18 protein-coding genes are annotated in these 16,087 nt (G+C 61.1%); 16 read left to right on the top strand and 2 right to left on the bottom strand.

What is annotated here, in order from left to right:
* Positions 1-6: 6 nt before the first annotated feature.
* The 7 genes from HGP31_RS31000 (at position 7) to HGP31_RS15725 (ending at position 6,927) form a co-directional block, all read left to right on the top strand.
* Positions 7-768, top strand: a complete 762-nt coding sequence (locus HGP31_RS31000; protein WP_256874111.1) for an ABC transporter ATP-binding protein — start codon at positions 7-9, stop codon at positions 766-768.
* Positions 769-794: 26 nt separating this feature from the next.
* A complete protein-coding gene (locus HGP31_RS15750) occupies positions 795-1,583 on the top strand; it encodes a transporter substrate-binding domain-containing protein (protein ID WP_033042786.1) in 789 nt (262 codons plus the stop codon).
* A 156-nt stretch (positions 1,584-1,739) separates the two neighbouring features.
* Positions 1,740-2,453 carry an ABC transporter permease gene (locus tag HGP31_RS15745; RefSeq protein WP_033042789.1) on the top strand — a complete coding sequence of 238 codons (714 nt, stop codon included), beginning with the start codon at positions 1,740-1,742 and terminating at the stop codon, positions 2,451-2,453.
* An 18-nt stretch (positions 2,454-2,471) separates the two neighbouring features.
* On the top strand, positions 2,472-3,170 hold the full coding sequence (locus tag HGP31_RS15740) for an ABC transporter permease subunit (protein ID WP_033042791.1): 699 nt from the start codon (positions 2,472-2,474) through the stop codon (positions 3,168-3,170).
* Complete coding sequence (locus tag HGP31_RS15735) at positions 3,167-4,141, top strand: DMT family transporter (protein ID WP_404821801.1); 975 nt, start codon at positions 3,167-3,169, stop codon at positions 4,139-4,141. The genes HGP31_RS15740 and HGP31_RS15735 overlap by 4 nt, the downstream gene beginning before the upstream one ends.
* A 15-nt stretch (positions 4,142-4,156) precedes the next feature.
* On the top strand, positions 4,157-5,173 hold the full coding sequence (locus HGP31_RS15730; protein ID WP_168758154.1) for a M14 family metallopeptidase: 1,017 nt from the start codon (positions 4,157-4,159) through the stop codon (positions 5,171-5,173).
* A gap of 134 nt (positions 5,174-5,307) precedes the next feature.
* Positions 5,308-6,927, top strand: coding sequence for a mechanosensitive ion channel family protein (locus HGP31_RS15725; protein ID WP_168758153.1), 1,620 nt, complete (start codon positions 5,308-5,310; stop codon positions 6,925-6,927).
* A gap of 760 nt (positions 6,928-7,687) precedes the next feature.
* On the opposite strand, the gene HGP31_RS15720 is transcribed toward HGP31_RS15725, so the two are convergent.
* Positions 7,688-7,987: a hypothetical protein gene (locus HGP31_RS15720; RefSeq protein ID WP_080725397.1), complete on the bottom strand. Its 300-nt coding sequence runs from the start codon at positions 7,985-7,987 to the stop codon at positions 7,688-7,690.
* A gap of 201 nt (positions 7,988-8,188) precedes the next feature.
* Here HGP31_RS15720 and HGP31_RS15715 point away from each other — a divergent pair, with 201 nt between their 5' ends.
* The gene (locus HGP31_RS15715; protein ID WP_338106344.1) at positions 8,189-8,884 is read left to right on the top strand and encodes a tRNA (adenine(22)-N(1))-methyltransferase; all 696 of its coding nucleotides are present in this window, start codon (positions 8,189-8,191) and stop codon (positions 8,882-8,884) included.
* A 12-nt stretch (positions 8,885-8,896) separates the two neighbouring features.
* On the opposite strand, the gene HGP31_RS15710 is transcribed toward HGP31_RS15715, so the two are convergent.
* On the bottom strand, positions 8,897-9,706 hold the full coding sequence (locus tag HGP31_RS15710; RefSeq protein WP_168758152.1) for a helix-turn-helix transcriptional regulator: 810 nt from the start codon (positions 9,704-9,706) through the stop codon (positions 8,897-8,899).
* A 96-nt stretch (positions 9,707-9,802) separates the two neighbouring features.
* Between HGP31_RS15710 and HGP31_RS15705 the strand changes: the two genes are divergently transcribed.
* From HGP31_RS15705 to HGP31_RS15670, 8 genes are all read left to right on the top strand, one after another.
* Entirely contained in the window at positions 9,803-10,759 is a 957-nt protein-coding gene (locus HGP31_RS15705; RefSeq protein WP_151142066.1) for a threonine dehydratase, read from the top strand.
* A 138-nt stretch (positions 10,760-10,897) separates the two neighbouring features.
* Complete coding sequence (locus tag HGP31_RS15700) at positions 10,898-11,539, top strand: hypothetical protein (RefSeq protein WP_168758151.1); 642 nt, start codon at positions 10,898-10,900, stop codon at positions 11,537-11,539.
* A 192-nt stretch (positions 11,540-11,731) separates the two neighbouring features.
* Positions 11,732-12,388 (top strand): hypothetical protein, encoded by a 657-nt coding sequence (locus HGP31_RS15695; protein WP_083349119.1) that lies wholly within the window; start codon positions 11,732-11,734, stop codon positions 12,386-12,388.
* Entirely contained in the window at positions 12,388-12,819 is a 432-nt protein-coding gene (locus HGP31_RS15690) for a phage holin family protein (protein WP_020799231.1), read from the top strand. The genes HGP31_RS15695 and HGP31_RS15690 overlap by 1 nt, the downstream gene beginning before the upstream one ends.
* Positions 12,816-13,637: a DUF3618 domain-containing protein gene (locus HGP31_RS15685; protein WP_020799230.1), complete on the top strand. Its 822-nt coding sequence runs from the start codon at positions 12,816-12,818 to the stop codon at positions 13,635-13,637. Before HGP31_RS15690 ends, HGP31_RS15685 begins: the two co-directional genes overlap by 4 nt.
* 345 nt (positions 13,638-13,982) lie before the next feature.
* On the top strand, positions 13,983-14,279 hold the full coding sequence (locus tag HGP31_RS15680) for a hypothetical protein (RefSeq protein WP_020799229.1): 297 nt from the start codon (positions 13,983-13,985) through the stop codon (positions 14,277-14,279).
* A 35-nt stretch (positions 14,280-14,314) separates the two neighbouring features.
* The gene (locus HGP31_RS15675; RefSeq protein ID WP_168758150.1) at positions 14,315-15,481 is read left to right on the top strand and encodes a carboxylate-amine ligase; all 1,167 of its coding nucleotides are present in this window, start codon (positions 14,315-14,317) and stop codon (positions 15,479-15,481) included.
* A 38-nt stretch (positions 15,482-15,519) separates the two neighbouring features.
* Positions 15,520-16,020 carry a CinA family protein gene (locus HGP31_RS15670; protein WP_033045559.1) on the top strand — a complete coding sequence of 167 codons (501 nt, stop codon included), beginning with the start codon at positions 15,520-15,522 and terminating at the stop codon, positions 16,018-16,020.
* Positions 16,021-16,087: the final 67 nt, after the last annotated feature.

Here is a 16,087-nt window from a genome sequence, read left to right as displayed (position 1 = left end):
CGAACCATGATCGAAGTCGAAGGCCTGCACAAACGCTTCGGCAACATCGAGGTGCTCAAGGGCGTGTCCCTGACGGCGCGCGAGGGCGAGGTGATCTCGCTGATCGGCGCCAGTGGCTCCGGCAAAAGCACCTTGCTGCGCTGCATCAACATGCTCGAAGTCCCGGACCAGGGACGCATCCTGGTAGATGGCGAAAGCATTCACTTGAACCACACCCGCCCCGGCGCACCGTTGGTGTCTGATGCCAAGCAACTGGTGCGCATCCGTTCGAGCCTGGGCATGGTGTTCCAGAACTTCAACCTCTGGCCCCATCGCACGGTCCTGGAAAACCTCATCGAAGCGCCGACCCAGGTCCTGCGCGAAAGCCGGGCCGAGGCGACCGAGCGCGCCGAAGCCTTGCTTGAACGGGTGGGGCTGGCGGCCAAGCGCAACGAGTACCCGGCTTTTCTCTCCGGAGGGCAGCAACAACGGGTGGCCATCGCCCGGGCCCTGGCCATGCGGCCCAAGGTCATGCTGTTCGATGAACCCACCTCGGCACTCGACCCGGAACTGGTCGGGGAAGTGCTTCGGGTGATCCGCTCTCTCGCTGAGGAAGGCCGGACCATGATCCTGGTGACCCATGAAATGGCCTTCGCCCGCGATGTCTCCTCCAAAGTCGCCTTTTTGCATCAAGGGCTGATCGAGGAAACCGGTACGCCGGACGACGTGTTCGTACACCCACGCAGCGAGCGTTGCCGGCAATTCGTCAACGCTCATCAAACTCGCTAAAAACAACAAAAGACGGGGCAAAAACCATGGGAAATCGACGTTTGGCAAACTGGTTGACCGGCGCGGCCGCTGTAATGCTGGCTGGCATGAGCGCGGCGCAGGCACAACCGATCAGGTTCGCGGTCGCCGCCGAACCCTATCCGCCGTACACCGAGAAACAGGCCAACGGCGAATGGAAAGGTTTTGAAGTGGACCTGATCCACAAGCTGTGCAGCGAAATGAAAGCCGAGTGCGAGATCAAGGAAGTGGCATGGGACGGGATTATTCCGTCGTTGCTGGCAAAGAAAATCGACGTGATTTTTTCCTCGATGTCGGTGACCGAAGAACGGGAAAAACAGATCGCTTTCAGCAAGGCCTACTACGACTCCGTGGTGGCGGTTGTCGGACCGAAGGACGCTGTCGTCAAGAAATACCCGGACGACCTCAAGGGCAAGACCATCGGCGTGCAGAACTCCACGGTCAGCGCCAGCTACCTGAAGACCTACTACGAAAAAATCGCCGACGTGAAGTATTACGACACTCAGGATTCGGTCAACGCCGACCTGATCGCCGGTCGCCTCGACCTGATGATGGCCGACGGCACCGCCATGGCGGCCTTCGTCAAGACACCGGATGCCAGCAAGAGCAACCTGGATTACCTCGGCGCCGTGCCGTATGACCCGATCTTCGGCAAGGGCGTGGGCGCAGGCCTGCGCAAGGACGACACCGAGCTCAAGGCCAAACTCGACAAAGCCATCCAGGAACTGCTGGCGAGCAAGGATTATGACGACCTGTCCCAAAGCTACTTCGGCACGAGCGTGAAGCCGGCGTTCTGATAGCCAGATCTGTACACGGATCCCATGTGGGAGCGGGCTTGCTCGCGAAGGCGGTGTGGCGGTCGACATCATCGCTAAATGGCATACCGCTTTCGCGAGCAAGCCCGCTCCCACAGGGGCAAGTGGCGCCTTCAAGGTCACTGACTGGAGAACAACATGCCAGCTATGTTCGATTTGATCGGTTTCAGCGAGCAAGGATGGGGGGCGGCGCTGCTCAGGGGCTTATGGATGACCCTGCAGATATCCGCCGGGGCCTTCGTGCTCGGGCTGGCCATCGGCCTGTTGGTGGCCTGCCTCAAGTTGGGTGGGCCAAGGCCGATTGCCGCGTTAGCTCGCGGTTACACCACCTTGTTTCGCGCGGTGCCGGAGTTGCTGCTGATCCTGTTGCTGTACTACGTCGGCTCAATGCTGCTCAACGCACTGATGGCAACGCTGGGTTACGACGCGGTAAACGTCAGCGGCCCGCTGGCGGCGATCGTGGTGCTGGGGCTGGTGCAGGGCGCCTACGCCTCGGAGATTTTCCGGGCGGCGATCCAGGCCATTCCTTTCGGCCAGATCGAAGCGGCAAAGGCCTTCGGACTGCACGGCTTCGCTTTGTTCCGGCGCGTCACGCTGCCGATCATGGCGCCCTATGCGATGGCGGGGATGGCCAACCTGTGGATCAACCTGATCAAGGACAGCGCCCTGATCAGCGTGGTCGGCACCAACGAACTGTTGTACACCGCCCGGCAAGCGGCGGGTTCGACGCGTCATTACCTGTTGTTCTACCTCACGGCTGCGGCGCTGTACTACGCGGTGACGCTGGCTTCCAACTACCTGTCGGGACGGCTCGAGCGACGCATTCGTCGCTGGATGCCTCTTGTCGACTGAACCGGCAGAGAGAATGAAATGATCCCAACGTGGATAGTTGAATACGCATCGCTGTTGGCCCGCGGGCTGCAAACGACCCTTTTGATCCTGTTGATTGCCAGCGTGTTCGGTTTTTTCCTGGCGGTGCTGGTAGCGCTGGCCAGGATCTCCAGGAACAAAGTCATCGCCAAGCTCAGCCTGTTTTATACCAGCGTGACCCGCGGCACCCCCTTGCTGATCCAGATCTACATTTTCTACTACGGCCTGGGCAGTCTGTTTGCGCAGTTTCCATTGATTCGCGGCAGTTTCCTCTGGCCATACTTGCGTGATGGTTACTGGTACATCGTGTTCGCCCTGGTGGTGTCGGTGGGGGCCTATGTCGGCGAAGTGATCCGTGGTGGCTTGCTGGCGGTGCCCAAAGGCGAAATGGAAGCGGCTTCGGCGTTCGGCATGACCCCGCGCCAGGCCCTGCTGCGGGTGCGCTTGCCCCGGGCGCTGCGCTTGCTGTTGCCGACGTTGGCTGGGGAAACCGTGATGCTGCTCAAATCCACGGCCCTGGCCTCGACCATCGCCGTGATCGATCTGTTGGGCGCGGCCAACGTGGTGCGCGCGCAAACCCTGCAGGTGTATGAGCCGTTGCTGCTGGTGGCCGGCGTCTACGTGTGCCTGACGTTCCTGATCGAGGCGCTTTTCGCCTTCGCCGAGCGTCGTGGCACCCCGGTTCGCAGGTCTGCATGATGAAGAGTACGCCGTTGGTTGACCGCTCCTTGCAAGGCATCGGCCTGTGCACATTGGGCTACGCGTTCCTGTCCTTGCAGGATGCCGGTATCAAGTGGCTGGTGGCCGACTATTCGGTGTTCACCATCCTGTTCTGGCGCGCCCTGGTGGTGGTGCTCGCCTGTTTGCTGCTCGGCCGTTTGCAACTGGTTCGGCGTGCCTGGCGTTCGTCCAGCCGGCGGCTGCTGGTGGTGCGCGGCTTGCTGTCGATCGCTGCCTGGCTGCTGTATTACACGGCGGCCCGCGACCTGACCCTGGCGGAGATGACCACCCTGTATTTCTCGGCACCGATCATGGTCACGGTGCTGGCGACGGCGATTCTCAAGGAGCGCGTCAACGGTTGGCAATGGTTCACCCTGATCATCGGATTCATCGGCGTGGTGATTGCTTGTCGCCCCAGCGACATGGGCGATCCGCTGCCGATTGTCCTGACCCTGTTGGCGGCGATGTGCTGGGCGTTCACCTACATCCAGTTGCGCCAGGTGGATGAGCAGACCTCGGTGCTCGAGCAGATGTTGATTACCAACGTGGTGTTCGTCATCTGCATGGCACTGGCGTTGCCTTGGACCCACACCCCGGCACCGGTTCCCGCCTGGCTGGGCATGCTCGGTGCGGGACTGATGGGCGGCATCGGCCAGTTCCTGCTGTTCGCCAGTTTCCAGCGTGCCACCGCGACCGTGCTGGCGCCGTTCGAGTACACCGGGCTGATCTGGGCGTTCCTGCTGTCGAGCCTGATCTGGGGCACGCTGATGGATGTGTCGCTGATGATCGGCGCCGGGTTGATTGCGGTCAGCGGCACCCTGGCGATGATTTTCGGCCGGCACCCGTCGCAGGAGGTCGTCGGTGCCGAATGCTCGGTGTCGCAGCCTCTCTATCCCGAAGCGGCCGAGGGCAAGCCCGATGGCGGCCGAGCGAGTGTCGTGGATCAATGACAGGAGGACTGGCTTATGGCGCAGGATGTTTCGTTCGAGGTTCGCAACAACAATGGTGAGCCGGTACAGGTCGGTGCCTGGCGTTTCGAGGGCGGCCGCGGTGGGCCCAAGGTGCACTTGCAGGCCGGGGTACATGCCGATGAAATCGCCGGCATGCTGGTGCTGCACCTGTTGATGCAACGCCTTGAGGTGGCCGAGTCCCAAGGCCGCCTCAACGGCAGCGTGACCGTGGTACCACAGGCCAACCCGCTGGGTATCGGTCAGTTTCGCCAGGGGCGGATCCTGGGACGTTTTCACGATGCCAGCGGACAGAACTTCAACCGTGGCTTCGATCGGTCGGCCGCGATGCCGCGGCCTTCGACCAATGTCCAGGAGTGGCAACAGAAACTGGTGCAACTGGCGGCACCGGCGGATGTGATGCTGGACCTGCACACCGACGACGAAGCGCTGCCCTACCTGTATGTGCACCGCAGTTTCTGGCCCCGTGGCCGTGAACTGGCGGCGGCGCTGCGGATGGACCTGGCGATCATCTGGGATGACGGCGGCGACGGTTCGTTCGAGGAAACGATTATTGCGCCATGGCTGCGCGACGGCACGATTGGGCAGCGCCTGGCCGCGACCCTGGAGCTGCGAGGGCAGGGTGACGTCAGCGACCGTTTTGCCGAGCAGGATGCACAGGGGCTTTACGCCTGGCTTTGTGGCCAAGGCATCATCGACGATGCGCTGGCGCCCGCCGACTGGGCCGTCGAGGCCGTGGAGATGGGCCACATGGAGACCATTGTCGCGCCGCAGCCCGGGGTGCTGATCTTCGAGAAGGAACTGGGCGATCAGGTCGAGCAGGGGCAGCGCTTTGCACGAATCCTGCGCCGCCCAGGTGACCCGTCCTCCGAAGTGGTGCTGTATGCCGAGCAGACCGGGCGCCTGGTCACACGCTATCGCGATCGTTTGATCGCCCGGGGCATGGGGGTGGCGAAGTTCACTGGCAGTCGCCTTTCGCGGCACTGGAACGGTGGGTTGCTGGATCCCAACTGAGGCGCAACGGCGGCAGTGGCCGATCACCGGTGTGCATGTTGAACGCCGGTTGACGATATCTGACAACCGTCCGTCGCTGGACTACGCTGCGATACGTACCCTGTCCAGAACCCAGTGACGTAAGGAACGGATGCATGCGCAGCTGGTTGCTCGCCCCATTGATCGTCATTGTCGCGATGTGCTGGTCGATATTGCTGCGAGCCGAGGACGCTCCCCCACCGCTGGAGGCGCAACCGGCGCCTGCGGAACTGAAAATCGCCAATCGCAGCATCATTGTGTTTCGCGGTGCATTACTCGGTGAAGCGCCGCAGATCCGGGTCAAACGGGCCAAGACAGCGATCAACGAAGCACTGGATGATGCGGACGACCTGAGTGTCACCCTTGATGGCATCCAGGGTAGTTACCTGGTGCTGCTGGGCGCCAAGCGCGCGTTTATCGTTTCCCCCAAGGATGTCGATACCACCGAGTTCGAATCAGTCAGGCAGGCGGCTGAAAGTGCTGCTGGCAAACTGCGCCAAGTGGTGGCCGAAACCCAGGAAGCCCGTAGCCTGCACTTGATTCTCAGATCGTTGGCGGGTGCAGCGCTGGCTACCGGTATCTATGTTGTGTTGCTCTGGGGCATGGCGTACCTGCGCCGTCGCTTGCTGAAAAAACTGCCGGACCTGATGCACCGGCACACCCAGGCGTTGAAAGTCGGACGGGTGCAGGTGATCGATGCCAACTACCTGTATCCGCTGGTCAGCCGCCTGCTGGGGATAGTGCGCTGGCTGGTCGTCTTGCTGCTGACCTACGAATGGCTGGGTTTTGTCCTGTCCCGCTTTCCCTACACCCGGCCTTGGGGCGAAAGCCTCAACAACTACCTGTTGGAAGTCGCCGGTTATCTATTCCAGGGCATCGTCGGCGCGATACCCGGACTGGGCGTGGCCTTGGCGATCTTTTTCATTGCCCGCGGCACCACGGTCTTCGCCCGTCGGATCCTGCGGCGCATGGCCACCCCCGGCACCTTCAGCTGGTTGAACCAGGAAACCTTGCAACCGACCCAGCGCCTGACGTCGCTGGCCATCTGGCTGTTCGCCCTGGCCATGGCCTATCCCTACCTGCCGGGCGCTGGCACTGAAGCCTTCAAGGGTTTATCGGTGCTGATCGGCCTGATGATTTCCCTGGGCGCCACCAGCGTGGTCGGGCAGGCCGCGTCCGGGTTGATCCTGACCTACACGCGCACCTTACGCCCCGGCGAGTTCGTGCGCATTGGCGAATACGAAGGCACGGTGACGGAGCTGGGCATGTTTACCACGCGCATTCGCACCGGCCTTGGGGAAGTACTGACCCTGCCCAATTCAATGATTACCGCCACCGTCACCAAGAACTATTCGCGCACCGTGCAGGGCCCGGGTTATGTGGTCGACACCGTGGTGACCATCGGCTACGACACGCCGTGGCGTCAGGTCGAAGCCATGCTGCTGGAAGCCGCCAGGCGCACCCCGGGCGTGCTCGATGAACCGCCAGCGCAGGTATTCCAGACAGCCCTGTCGGATTTTTATCCCGAGTATCGCCTCGTGGCCCAGGCCATCCCCAGCCAGCCACGCCCCCGCGCGGTGTTGTTGAGCATGCTGCACGCCAATATCCAGGATGTGTTCAACGAGTACGAAGTGCAGATCATGTCGCCGCACTATCTGGGCGATCCCGAGCATGAGAAGCGGGTGCCCAGGGATAAATGGTATGCGGCACCGGCGCAAAAAACCGGGCATCCCTGAGTGAAACTGACTAGACGCCACCGTTCTTTTGCCGGCTTCAACCTTGTGGCCGTGGGCCTGATTTCAGGTGAGCACGATCCCCTGTGGGAGCTGGCTTGTCGGGTCGCCGCATCGCAGCGATGGCGGCCTGACATCCGACCTGGGTTTTGTTGACCGGGTACATATCCATTTCTGCGGTAACGGCCACCTGGGGTTTCGCTTTTACAGCGAGTCACTTGGAACAGCCCCAAGTAACCAAGGGCTCTTGCCCCTGGCGTTCGGTGCCTCGCTTCGGTCCTGCTCCGTGGGTCGCCGCGATCGGCCATCCATGGCCGTGCGCGGCTAAACCGGCATCCATGCCGGTTTAGCCACTGCGCAGAACCTCCACTCGGCCTCTCGAGGGGGCAAGAAAGTCAACAGCCAAAGCAACCGCAACAGCCAAAGCGAGGCGGCCTGACAGCCGACCTGATTACTGGTCTGTGCGCGGTGTGATCGTTCCCACGCTCTGCGTGGGAATGCCGCCAGGGACGCTCCGCGTTCCGCTGACGGCGCATGACGTGAGCCGTGCGCAATGGTGACGCGGAGCGTCACAGGATGCATTCCCACGCAGAGCGTGGCAACGATCACAGCACCGCGGGCCGTCAGGTGCCCAGCGTCCATCGCGAGCATGCTGAACTGCTCCATGGCTATTGGCGACAGAGAGTTGTTGTAGCTGTGGAGCTTGCTCGCGATGAAGGTCAACGATTACGCGGGAAACCTGACTCACCTAGCGACCGCCAGATCAATGCCTGCACTCCGACAACACCACCTGGCACGTCCCGGGTGTACCCCCCGAACGACCCGCATAACGTATGCAGTTATTCAACGACTTCTGCCGCGCAATGCTCAAGGTGGAGCCAAAGGCCAGGCCGCCTTCGCCAGCGGAGGGCAGGGCTTTGGCATAGCAGCTTGCGCCTGTGCCTGAGGCCGAGTTGCGAGCCGAGGTGTTCTTGCCCGCACATCCCGCTGTCAGCACCAGGTTGATGGCGAGAAAAGAGGGCAGGACCCATGAAGAGCATTGGCGCACTGTTATTGCGGTCATCCCGTTTCCCCTGGCTCAAGCGGCTGGCAACCGGTGGTGTGCCTGATCAGTCTAGTCGGCCTGGGGGGCTGGTGAAGGTGTTGCCGATCAACAGTCATGGCGCCCTTGTCGCATAAATTTGAAATGCACGGCGTTACTCGACAGAATCGCCCCCCGATCGGGCCAAAGGTGCTGCATGTTCGGGGTGAAAAGGGGTAGTAATTGAACGAACAGACATTGTCCATGCGCCTGGAACGCGTGGCGGCGCATGTGCCAGCCGGCGCGCGCCTGGCCGATATCGGCTCGGATCACGGCTACCTGCCAGTGGCGTTGATGCGCCGTGGCGCGATCAGCGCGGCAGTGGCCGGTGAGGTGGCGTTGACACCATTTCGCTCGGCCGAACGCACCGTGCGCGAGAGCGGCCAGCACGCACGGATCAGCGTACGCCTGGCCAATGGCCTGGCAGCAATCGAGCCGGAAGACGACATCACGGCGATCAGCCTCTGTGGCATGGGCGGCGAGACCATCCGCGACATCCTCGACAGCGGCAAGGCGCGCCTGAGCGGCAAGGAACGCCTGATCCTGCAGCCCAACGGCGGCGAACAGCCGCTTCGCCTATGGCTGATGGAAAATGGCTACGGCATCCTTTGTGAGGAAGTGCTGCGGGAAAATCGCTTTTATTACGAAGTCATCGTCGCCGAGCGCGCCGGACCAATGGTGTATAGCGCCCAGGAACTGTACTTCGGCCCATGGCAGATGCAGGCCCGCAGCCCCGTGTTCCTGGCCAAATGGCAGCGAATGCTGCGCGTCAAGCACAAGACCCTGGGCCATTTCGCGCGGGCGCGGCAGGCCGTGCCCGAGGAGAAGGTGCAGGACATCGCCCGGCAGGCCCGATGGATCACTGAGCTGCTGGCTTAACCCCATCCGGGACTAGCAACCACGCAACTGCGCGGGACTCACGCCAAGACGCTGTCTGAAGGTGGTCGTCATGTGCGCCTGGGAGTTGAAACCGCAGGCGTGGGCGATGTCCGCCAGCCGCGCGGTCGAATCACGCATCAGGGCACGCGCCTTGGCAAGGCGCCGGTCAATCAGGTAACTGTGCGGGCTTTGCCCCGTCGCCTGCTTGAACGCACGCATGAAATAACCTTCGGACAACCCGAGCAATTGCGCCATTGCCTGCACACCCAGCGGGCCGTCGAGGCTGGCATCGATGAGCTCGTCGAGCAGGCGCATGCGGCTGGCGGTTATCGCGCCATGCAGCGGTGCCGGCAAGCCTTCGTTACCCGTGGCTCGTTCAGCCAGTGCGAGTGCCCAGGCCTCCCAATCGTCCGCCACCCCAGCCTGCAACAGCGCACCGCGCATTCGCAGGGCGAGGGCGGTCGCCTGCGGATCCATGCGGTTGTTGAAGGCCCGATCCCCCGGCAACACCCTCCCGTCGGTGCGTATCACCCGCAGGTATTCACCGCCCGTTGGCGATTCAGACAATACGTCACACCCGGTGGGGACGAACGCCAGGCCGTTGGGCATGGCAATGAAGGGTTGTACCCGATCGCTGCCGATGGCGTGCAGGCCGCGCTGGCTGTCGAAGGCAAAGCCAATCGCCGACTGGTTCGCGACATATCGGGTCGCGTAGGCGCTGCCGGGTAGCAGTTCGATCGCCCATGGCCCCACCTCGATACGGCGCACCGGTTCAGGCGGGAATGGCGGTTGCAGGTGGTTGAGAGGGTTCATACACACCATAGTAATTAAGAAGGGGGCCGAAAGTCAGGTCGGTTTTCTGAAAGCCGGCCAAGGGCGTGCGTGACTAGACTGGGCCAAACCCCTGGGAGCCTCCTCATGCACACACTGACTCGCGACGATATCGAACAAGCTGCTCGCCTGGTTTACCAGGTGATGCCTGCGACCGCGCAGTACCCCTGGCCCTTGCTGGCTGAACGCCTGGGTTGCACCGTGTGGGTCAAGCACGAAAACCACACGCCGACCGGTGCATTCAAGGTGCGTGGCGGCATTACCTTCATGCACTGGCTCAAGCGCACGCACCCGGGCGTGCGAGGCATTGCCACTGCCACCCGCGGCAATCATGGTCAAAGCCTGGCGCTGGCGGCCAGCGCGCAGGGGTTGAATTCGCTGATTGTCGTGCCGCAAGGTAACTCTCTGGAAAAGAACAATGCCATGCGCGGATTTGGCGGCGAAGTGGTCGAACATGGCCGCGATTTCGATGAGGCCCGCGAGGAAGCCGCACGCCTGGCACAGGTCCATGGCCTTTACCTGGTACCGCCATTCCACACCGAGCTGGTCAAAGGCGTGGCCACCTATGCGCTGGAACTGTTCAAGGCCGCGCCGGACCTGGATACCGTCTACGTGCCGATTGGTTGTGGCTCGGGGATTTGCGCAGTGATTGCCGCCCGCGATGCGCTGGGCCTGAAAACCCAAGTGGTCGGCGTGGTGTCCACCGAGGCGGCAGCCGCGAAATTATCCTTTGAAACGGGTGCACTATGTGAAACCGCCTCTGCCGACACCTTTGCCGACGGCCTCGCCGTGCGCAAGCCGATTGCCGAAGCCTTTGCCGTCTACGCGGCAGGTGCAGCGCGGATCGTGTCGGTCAACGAGGCGCAGATTGCCGAGGCCATGTGCATGTATTACACCGATACCCACAATCTCGCAGAAGGCGCAGGCGCCGCCGCCCTGGCAGCGCTCATCCAGGAGCGCGACGCAATGAGGGGCAAAAGGGTGGGGGTGATCCTGTCCGGTGGCAACGTCGACAGATCGGTGTATGCGCGCGTGATCGGCTGACGGGTTTGCCCCTCCGTCAGATACGGCGCACTCGACTATCATGAAATCAACCCAATTGGCAGCGGGCGTGGCGGGACAAGGTAGCCGCCGTGCCTATCCCCGCGCCATTGTCGATGAACTCCAAGGCATTGGCCGCCCATGAACCTTTCAGAGTTGATCTGGCCCCGGTTGCAAACGCTCACTACGCAAGCGCTCAAGGAGCAAGAGACCGGGCATCAGCAGGACAACACGAGTATCAGGGCGGCCAACTGGGACGTTGACACCGATGCGGCGCTTGAAGAAGCGCGACGCCTCGATGATGCCGAATCGGATCGACGAAAAACCGCAGACGCCAAAGCCAGCCTCTACCTGGCAGCCGTCACCGCGCTCGCACCGGTGTTAGCCTCTTTGCTTGCGAGCATCTGGAGCGACAAATCAACCATCGGCTACAGCATCGTCTGGTTGGGCATCTTCCTGGTGGCCACCTTGTATCTGTTTCGCGCAGGTATATGGGCATTCGAAACGCTCAAGGTATCAACCTCAAGCCGGGTCGACGCCAGTGACCTGGCGAGCCTGTGGTGCAAGACCGATCCCAAGCCCGAGCTGGTGGAGAAACTGCTGCTTGCCGTGAGGCACAACCACAGCGCGACCCATCGCAAGCTGTCCTGCATCAAGATGACCCATGCCTTTCTGCTCCGGGCCTTCCTGTCCTTTACCCTGTTGCTGATCGTCCAGGTCGCCTGGGTACCTGTTTGTCAGTTGGTAGCGCTGGTGATCACCACGATCCGTTGTACCTGCTAGGTGAGAGGGGCGCCAGCTCCCAGCCTTGGCACTGACGCAACAGGTGGGCTTCCCGCTTGAGAAGTATTGATCACTCATCATTCAATTGGAACTCCCCATCACACTGCCCCGTCATCAGAAGGGAGGGGGGCTGCGGGTATTTCGTGGCGAACCCTGATAACGCTTTTCTTCACTCAGAAGGCGAGGGACGACATGAATACTACAGACAGCACGACAGATGACCTGTCAGGCAAACCCAATACCGCAACACCAGCCCCTGACTTTGAACACCTCAAGGAGAACGTGACAGAAGCGCTTGGCGGTGCGAGACAGCAGGTGGATGAGCAGTTTGGCCAGTACCGTGACACGGCAGCCGATCAGATCGAGGCCCTGGCCCAAGGGGCAAAATCTTTCGTTTCGGAACTTGAGGACAAGGACAAGCTTGGCATGTCCGACTACCTCGCAGACATGGCGGAGTCCATGAGCGGGCTGGCGGGGAATTTGCGCGGGAAAAGCGCGGAGCAGCTGCTCCACGACGCGGCCGATCTGGCGCGCAATAATCCGGGATTGTTCATTGCCGGCAGCATTGCGCTGGGCTTTGGCCTTTCGCGTTTTCTCAAGGCCGGCACCGCGCCTGCGGCGACAGTCAGCGATAGCGATGGTGGCGATCCGGCGACAGGTCGTTCAATGCCTCCGTCAGGTGGTTTTGGCGCTCAACGACCTTACGAAACCTCCGTTCCGACACGTCCCGATCACAACCCGGGTCTGGCAACCGGCATCACGCCGGCCTCGCCGAACGGACAGGGTCATCCATCAGACTTCGCGACGAATCCGACTCCCGGTTCCACGTCCTTTAAAGGAGCGCTGTGATGAACAGAGATAACCCAGATCTGCCGGGCGCAAGACCGGTGCCCGTGCCTGAGACTGACGCTTCGGTTGTCGGGCTGTTGCGTCAGTTGACGCGCGAAGTGCCCTCGTTGTTCACCAAGGAACTGGCGTTGGCCAAGGCTGAGCTGCTAGCCAGCCTTACGACGCTCAAGGCTGGCATTGCCGGTGTCGCTGGCGGGGCGATTGTGCTGCTGGCGGGGTTCATCATTCTGCTGATGTCCGTGGTCTATGGCTTGAGCATGGTCATGGCACCGTGGCTGGCCGCACTGATCGTCGGTGTCGTGGTGATGATCGTCGGGTTCGCCATGTTGCAATCCGGGAAAAAACAGTTCGAACCGTCCCACTTCAAGCCTGATCGCACGCTGGACGCCTTGAACAAAGACCAGGAAGCGCTGCGTAGGAGAGTCTCATGAACAGTGAATTCGAAATCGAATCGCAAAAAAGCCCCGAGACCATCGAGCGTGAAATCGATGCGCAGCGTGCAAGCATTGGCAACATCGTCGATGCGCTGGAAAGCAAGTTCACCCCGGGTCAGGTCTTCGATCAGGCGTTGTCTTTCATGCAGAGCAACGGCACTACGTTCCTGAGTAACCTTGGCACGAGCGTGCGCAATAATCCGGTGCCTGCGGTGGTGACGTCGGTGGGACTGTTATGGTTGATGATGAGCCAGAACCGTCCGCCGACTCCTCGTCCCGTTTATCGAGCGCAACCACAGGAGAACAAGGTAGGGGAGTGGACCGATGGCCTGGCGGATGGCCTCGACGGTGCGCGCGAGCATTTGCACCAGACTGCCGACACCCTGAAGGAGGGTTACCAGACGGTTAAAGGCAAAGCGGCGCACTTGGGCGATAACCTGGGCGCTGCCAGCGAAAACATCAGCCATGCCGTGCACGATGCCAGCGATCGCCTGGTGCGCGGAACGCAACAGATGAGCAACCAGGTCAGCCAGTTGCTCAAGGAACAGCCGCTGATGATGGCCGCTGCAGGCATCGCCTTGGGGGCGATGTTGGGGGCAGCATTACCCTCGACAGCGACCGAGCAGCGCTACATGGGCAAGACCGCCGCAGGGTTGGCCGACAAGGTCAAGCAGCAGGCTCGGGAGGGATTCGAAGCGGTGCGCGATACGGTGACTAAAACCACCGAGCACACGGATGTGGAGAAGCCCGTAGGGGATCGCCCCGTGCCCGGCAGCCAATCAGCCGATCTGTCTCGTGGGTTAGGTACGTCGTAAGGCATCAAGCGAAAGGCGGGAGGTCGAATCTTGACCTCCCTTTTTTTGCTTGGGATTTGCTGCAACAGCAGTTGAGAACGCGCAGCCGGGAAAAGTTTTAAGCGATTGAACATAGACGGACGACTGGCCGGACGGTTTGTGCCCCATGAGATCTGCAACGTGGACGCAAGCGGCCTGAAGTCGAGCGCTTCAATCGAGTCTGGCTGTTTGTCCTGGTCATTACCGTGCATACGCATTGGGCTGAACCAGAACACCTGCAACCTGGTCGGCGCCTCTTGTCGGTCCCCATGAACCTGCCTCGAACCGTGTTGATCCATTCAGAAATGACTCGGGAATTCCACTGCCATGAACGCCTTCACAAACCGACTGACGCCGGCACAGGAACGAAGATTGTGTGCATTGGACGCCTGGTACCAAGCACTCGATGACATTGCACTGCGCAAGGAATCTCCGGATGCCTATCACGAAGAACTGCTCAGACAATCAGATGAAATGGATCGCCTGCGCATTGTCAGTTGGCAAGAGTGGCGTGATCTGCGAATAAAGGCCGATCTGGCTTTTCTGCGCGCAGTAGCGGGAGAGGATTATCACCGAGTGGGCCAAGTGAGCGATGGTGACGTGGCGGTTGATGATCAGGGGTGATTGCAGGCGGCAGTGTGAAAGGCGAGGGCACATCAATGAACAGACGGTTGAAGTTCGGAATTGAAGAGGAATACTTCATCACTGACTTGCACACCCGGCGAATGTCCGATGAGCCTCCCGGCGCTTCGATCGAAGCGTGCCAGGAGGCGATGGGCAATTGCTTTGCTTATGAAATGTTCCAAGGCCAGATCGAAGTAGCGTCCCCTATCTTCACCTGCATGCCGGAAGCCGAGAACTACCTTGTCTCTGCTCGCACACGTTTGCAGCGTACGCTCGAGACTTACGGCCTTGGACTGCTCTGTGCGGGTAGCCATCCTTTGGCTGACTGGCGCACGCAGCAGGCCACCGGGCAGGATCATTTTCTCCAGCTGTTTGACGACTACCAACGGGTCGCCCGGCGCAGTGTGCTGTCGGGGCTGCACGTACATGTCGAGGTGCCGGGTCACCTTGATCGTATCCAAGTGATGAACGAAGTCTTGCCGTGGACGCCGCTGTTGTTGGCACTGAGCAGTTCCTCGCCCTTTTGGGACGGTGCCGACAGCGGCTTCATGAGCTATCGGCAAACGGCCTGTGACGAGTGGCCGAGGATGGGCATCCCGGAGTACTTCGAAGATGAGGCTGCCCATGACGCCTACATCACACTGCTGATGCGTACCGGCGCCATCAGACAGGCCAGCGAATGCTGGTGGGGAGTGCGTCCTGCTTCGCGGTATCCGACCCTGGAGTTACGTATGACGGATGCCTGCCCGCGCCTTGAAGACACCTTGTGTATCGCCTCGTTTTTTCGACTGCTGGTGGCCTATGCGATTGATCAACCTCGGCCTGGGTCGGGCTATTCGCAAGAGTCCCGTTGGATCCTCAAGGAAAATCGGTGGCGCGCGAAACGGTCAGGCACGCATGGGGCATTCATCGTCGAAGGGTACGACCGACCCTTCTCGGCCGAGCAGTGGCTTGTCCTGGCGCAGCAGATCCTGGGTGAAACAGCGCGGTCAATGCACGTGGAAAACGTCTTTTCCCAGGCCCGCCGGATCCTGCGCAATGGCACCAGTGCCGACCGACAGCGCAGCGTTTACCAACGAGCCCTGCGCAGCACAGGGGATACCCATGCCGCACTCGCTGACGTGGTGGATCAACTGCTGATGGAAACATCGCAAGAGCCCTGCGCAAGTGATGACCTGCAACCAGCGCTGTGCGAGTCGTGAGCCGACATTAACGACACCAGGCGTTACCGGGAGGCGCCATGCCTATTGCCGACGACACTGTTGAATATCTGCGCAAGTACGCATTGCTGCTGACCACGGCGGAGTCGTGCACCGCCGGCAAAATCATCACCCTGCTTTCCGAGGTCGAAGGCAGTGGAGAGCTGATCGAGAGCGGCTATGTGGTCTACTCACCCCAAGCGAAGCAGCGACTGTTGAGGGTCAATCCCGACACGATCGCAACGTTCAATCTGACCAGCTGTGAAGTGGCGCGGGAAATGGCTCTGGGAGCCCTGCACGACAGCACCGCCAATGTGGCTGTGGCGACGACAGGCATCCTTGGCCCTGATGACGTCGACGGGATTCCCGCTGGCACCATTTGTTTTGCCTGGGCTTATCAGACCGAACGGGGGCTGAGCATCTTCAGCCGGCAGCATCGGTTCATCGGTTCGCGTTGTGAGGTGCAGCGGTTGGCGGCAGACCACTCATTGAAGCTGCTGCCGCATTTTCATCAACGTGCGTTGGCCGGCGAGTGTGGGTAGAGACAGCCATGGGCGACAAAGCCGATTACCGGAGTTGCGATTGAGTGCTGTGTGCAACACAACTTCC

The organism is Pseudomonas umsongensis (genome assembly GCF_012647205.1).
Lineage (GTDB): Bacteria > Pseudomonadota > Gammaproteobacteria > Pseudomonadales > Pseudomonadaceae > Aquipseudomonas > Aquipseudomonas umsongensis.
The sequence above is the reverse complement of the archived record's forward strand: the minus strand, read 5'-3'. Positions and strand labels throughout refer to the sequence as shown.

Bases quoted from the DNA above. Each gene is read 5' to 3' on its own strand.
- HGP31_RS15675 (WP_168758150.1), top strand. From the start codon at position 14,315: ATGAACAGACGGTTGAAGTTCGGAATTGAAGAGGAATACTTCATCACT.
- HGP31_RS15690 (WP_020799231.1), top strand. From the start codon at position 12,388: ATGAACAGAGATAACCCAGATCTGCCGGGCGCAAGACCGGTGCCCGTG.
- HGP31_RS15735 (WP_404821801.1), top strand. From the start codon at position 3,167: ATGATGAAGAGTACGCCGTTGGTTGACCGCTCCTTGCAAGGCATCGGC.
- HGP31_RS15670 (WP_033045559.1), top strand. From the start codon at position 15,520: ATGCCTATTGCCGACGACACTGTTGAATATCTGCGCAAGTACGCATTG.
- HGP31_RS15740 (WP_033042791.1), top strand. From the start codon at position 2,472: ATGATCCCAACGTGGATAGTTGAATACGCATCGCTGTTGGCCCGCGGG.
- HGP31_RS15700 (WP_168758151.1), top strand. From the start codon at position 10,898: ATGAACCTTTCAGAGTTGATCTGGCCCCGGTTGCAAACGCTCACTACG.
- HGP31_RS15685 (WP_020799230.1), top strand. From the start codon at position 12,816: ATGAACAGTGAATTCGAAATCGAATCGCAAAAAAGCCCCGAGACCATC.
- HGP31_RS15705 (WP_151142066.1), top strand. From the start codon at position 9,803: ATGCACACACTGACTCGCGACGATATCGAACAAGCTGCTCGCCTGGTT.
- HGP31_RS15695 (WP_083349119.1), top strand. From the start codon at position 11,732: ATGAATACTACAGACAGCACGACAGATGACCTGTCAGGCAAACCCAAT.
- HGP31_RS15750 (WP_033042786.1), top strand. From the start codon at position 795: ATGGGAAATCGACGTTTGGCAAACTGGTTGACCGGCGCGGCCGCTGTA.
- HGP31_RS15680 (WP_020799229.1), top strand. From the start codon at position 13,983: ATGAACGCCTTCACAAACCGACTGACGCCGGCACAGGAACGAAGATTG.
- HGP31_RS15730 (WP_168758154.1), top strand. From the start codon at position 4,157: ATGGCGCAGGATGTTTCGTTCGAGGTTCGCAACAACAATGGTGAGCCG.
- HGP31_RS15725 (WP_168758153.1), top strand. From the start codon at position 5,308: ATGCGCAGCTGGTTGCTCGCCCCATTGATCGTCATTGTCGCGATGTGC.
- HGP31_RS15720 (WP_080725397.1), bottom strand. From the start codon at position 7,987: ATGACCGCAATAACAGTGCGCCAATGCTCTTCATGGGTCCTGCCCTCT.
- HGP31_RS15745 (WP_033042789.1), top strand. From the start codon at position 1,740: ATGCCAGCTATGTTCGATTTGATCGGTTTCAGCGAGCAAGGATGGGGG.
- HGP31_RS31000 (WP_256874111.1), top strand. From the start codon at position 7: ATGATCGAAGTCGAAGGCCTGCACAAACGCTTCGGCAACATCGAGGTG.
- HGP31_RS15710 (WP_168758152.1), bottom strand. From the start codon at position 9,706: ATGGTGTGTATGAACCCTCTCAACCACCTGCAACCGCCATTCCCGCCT.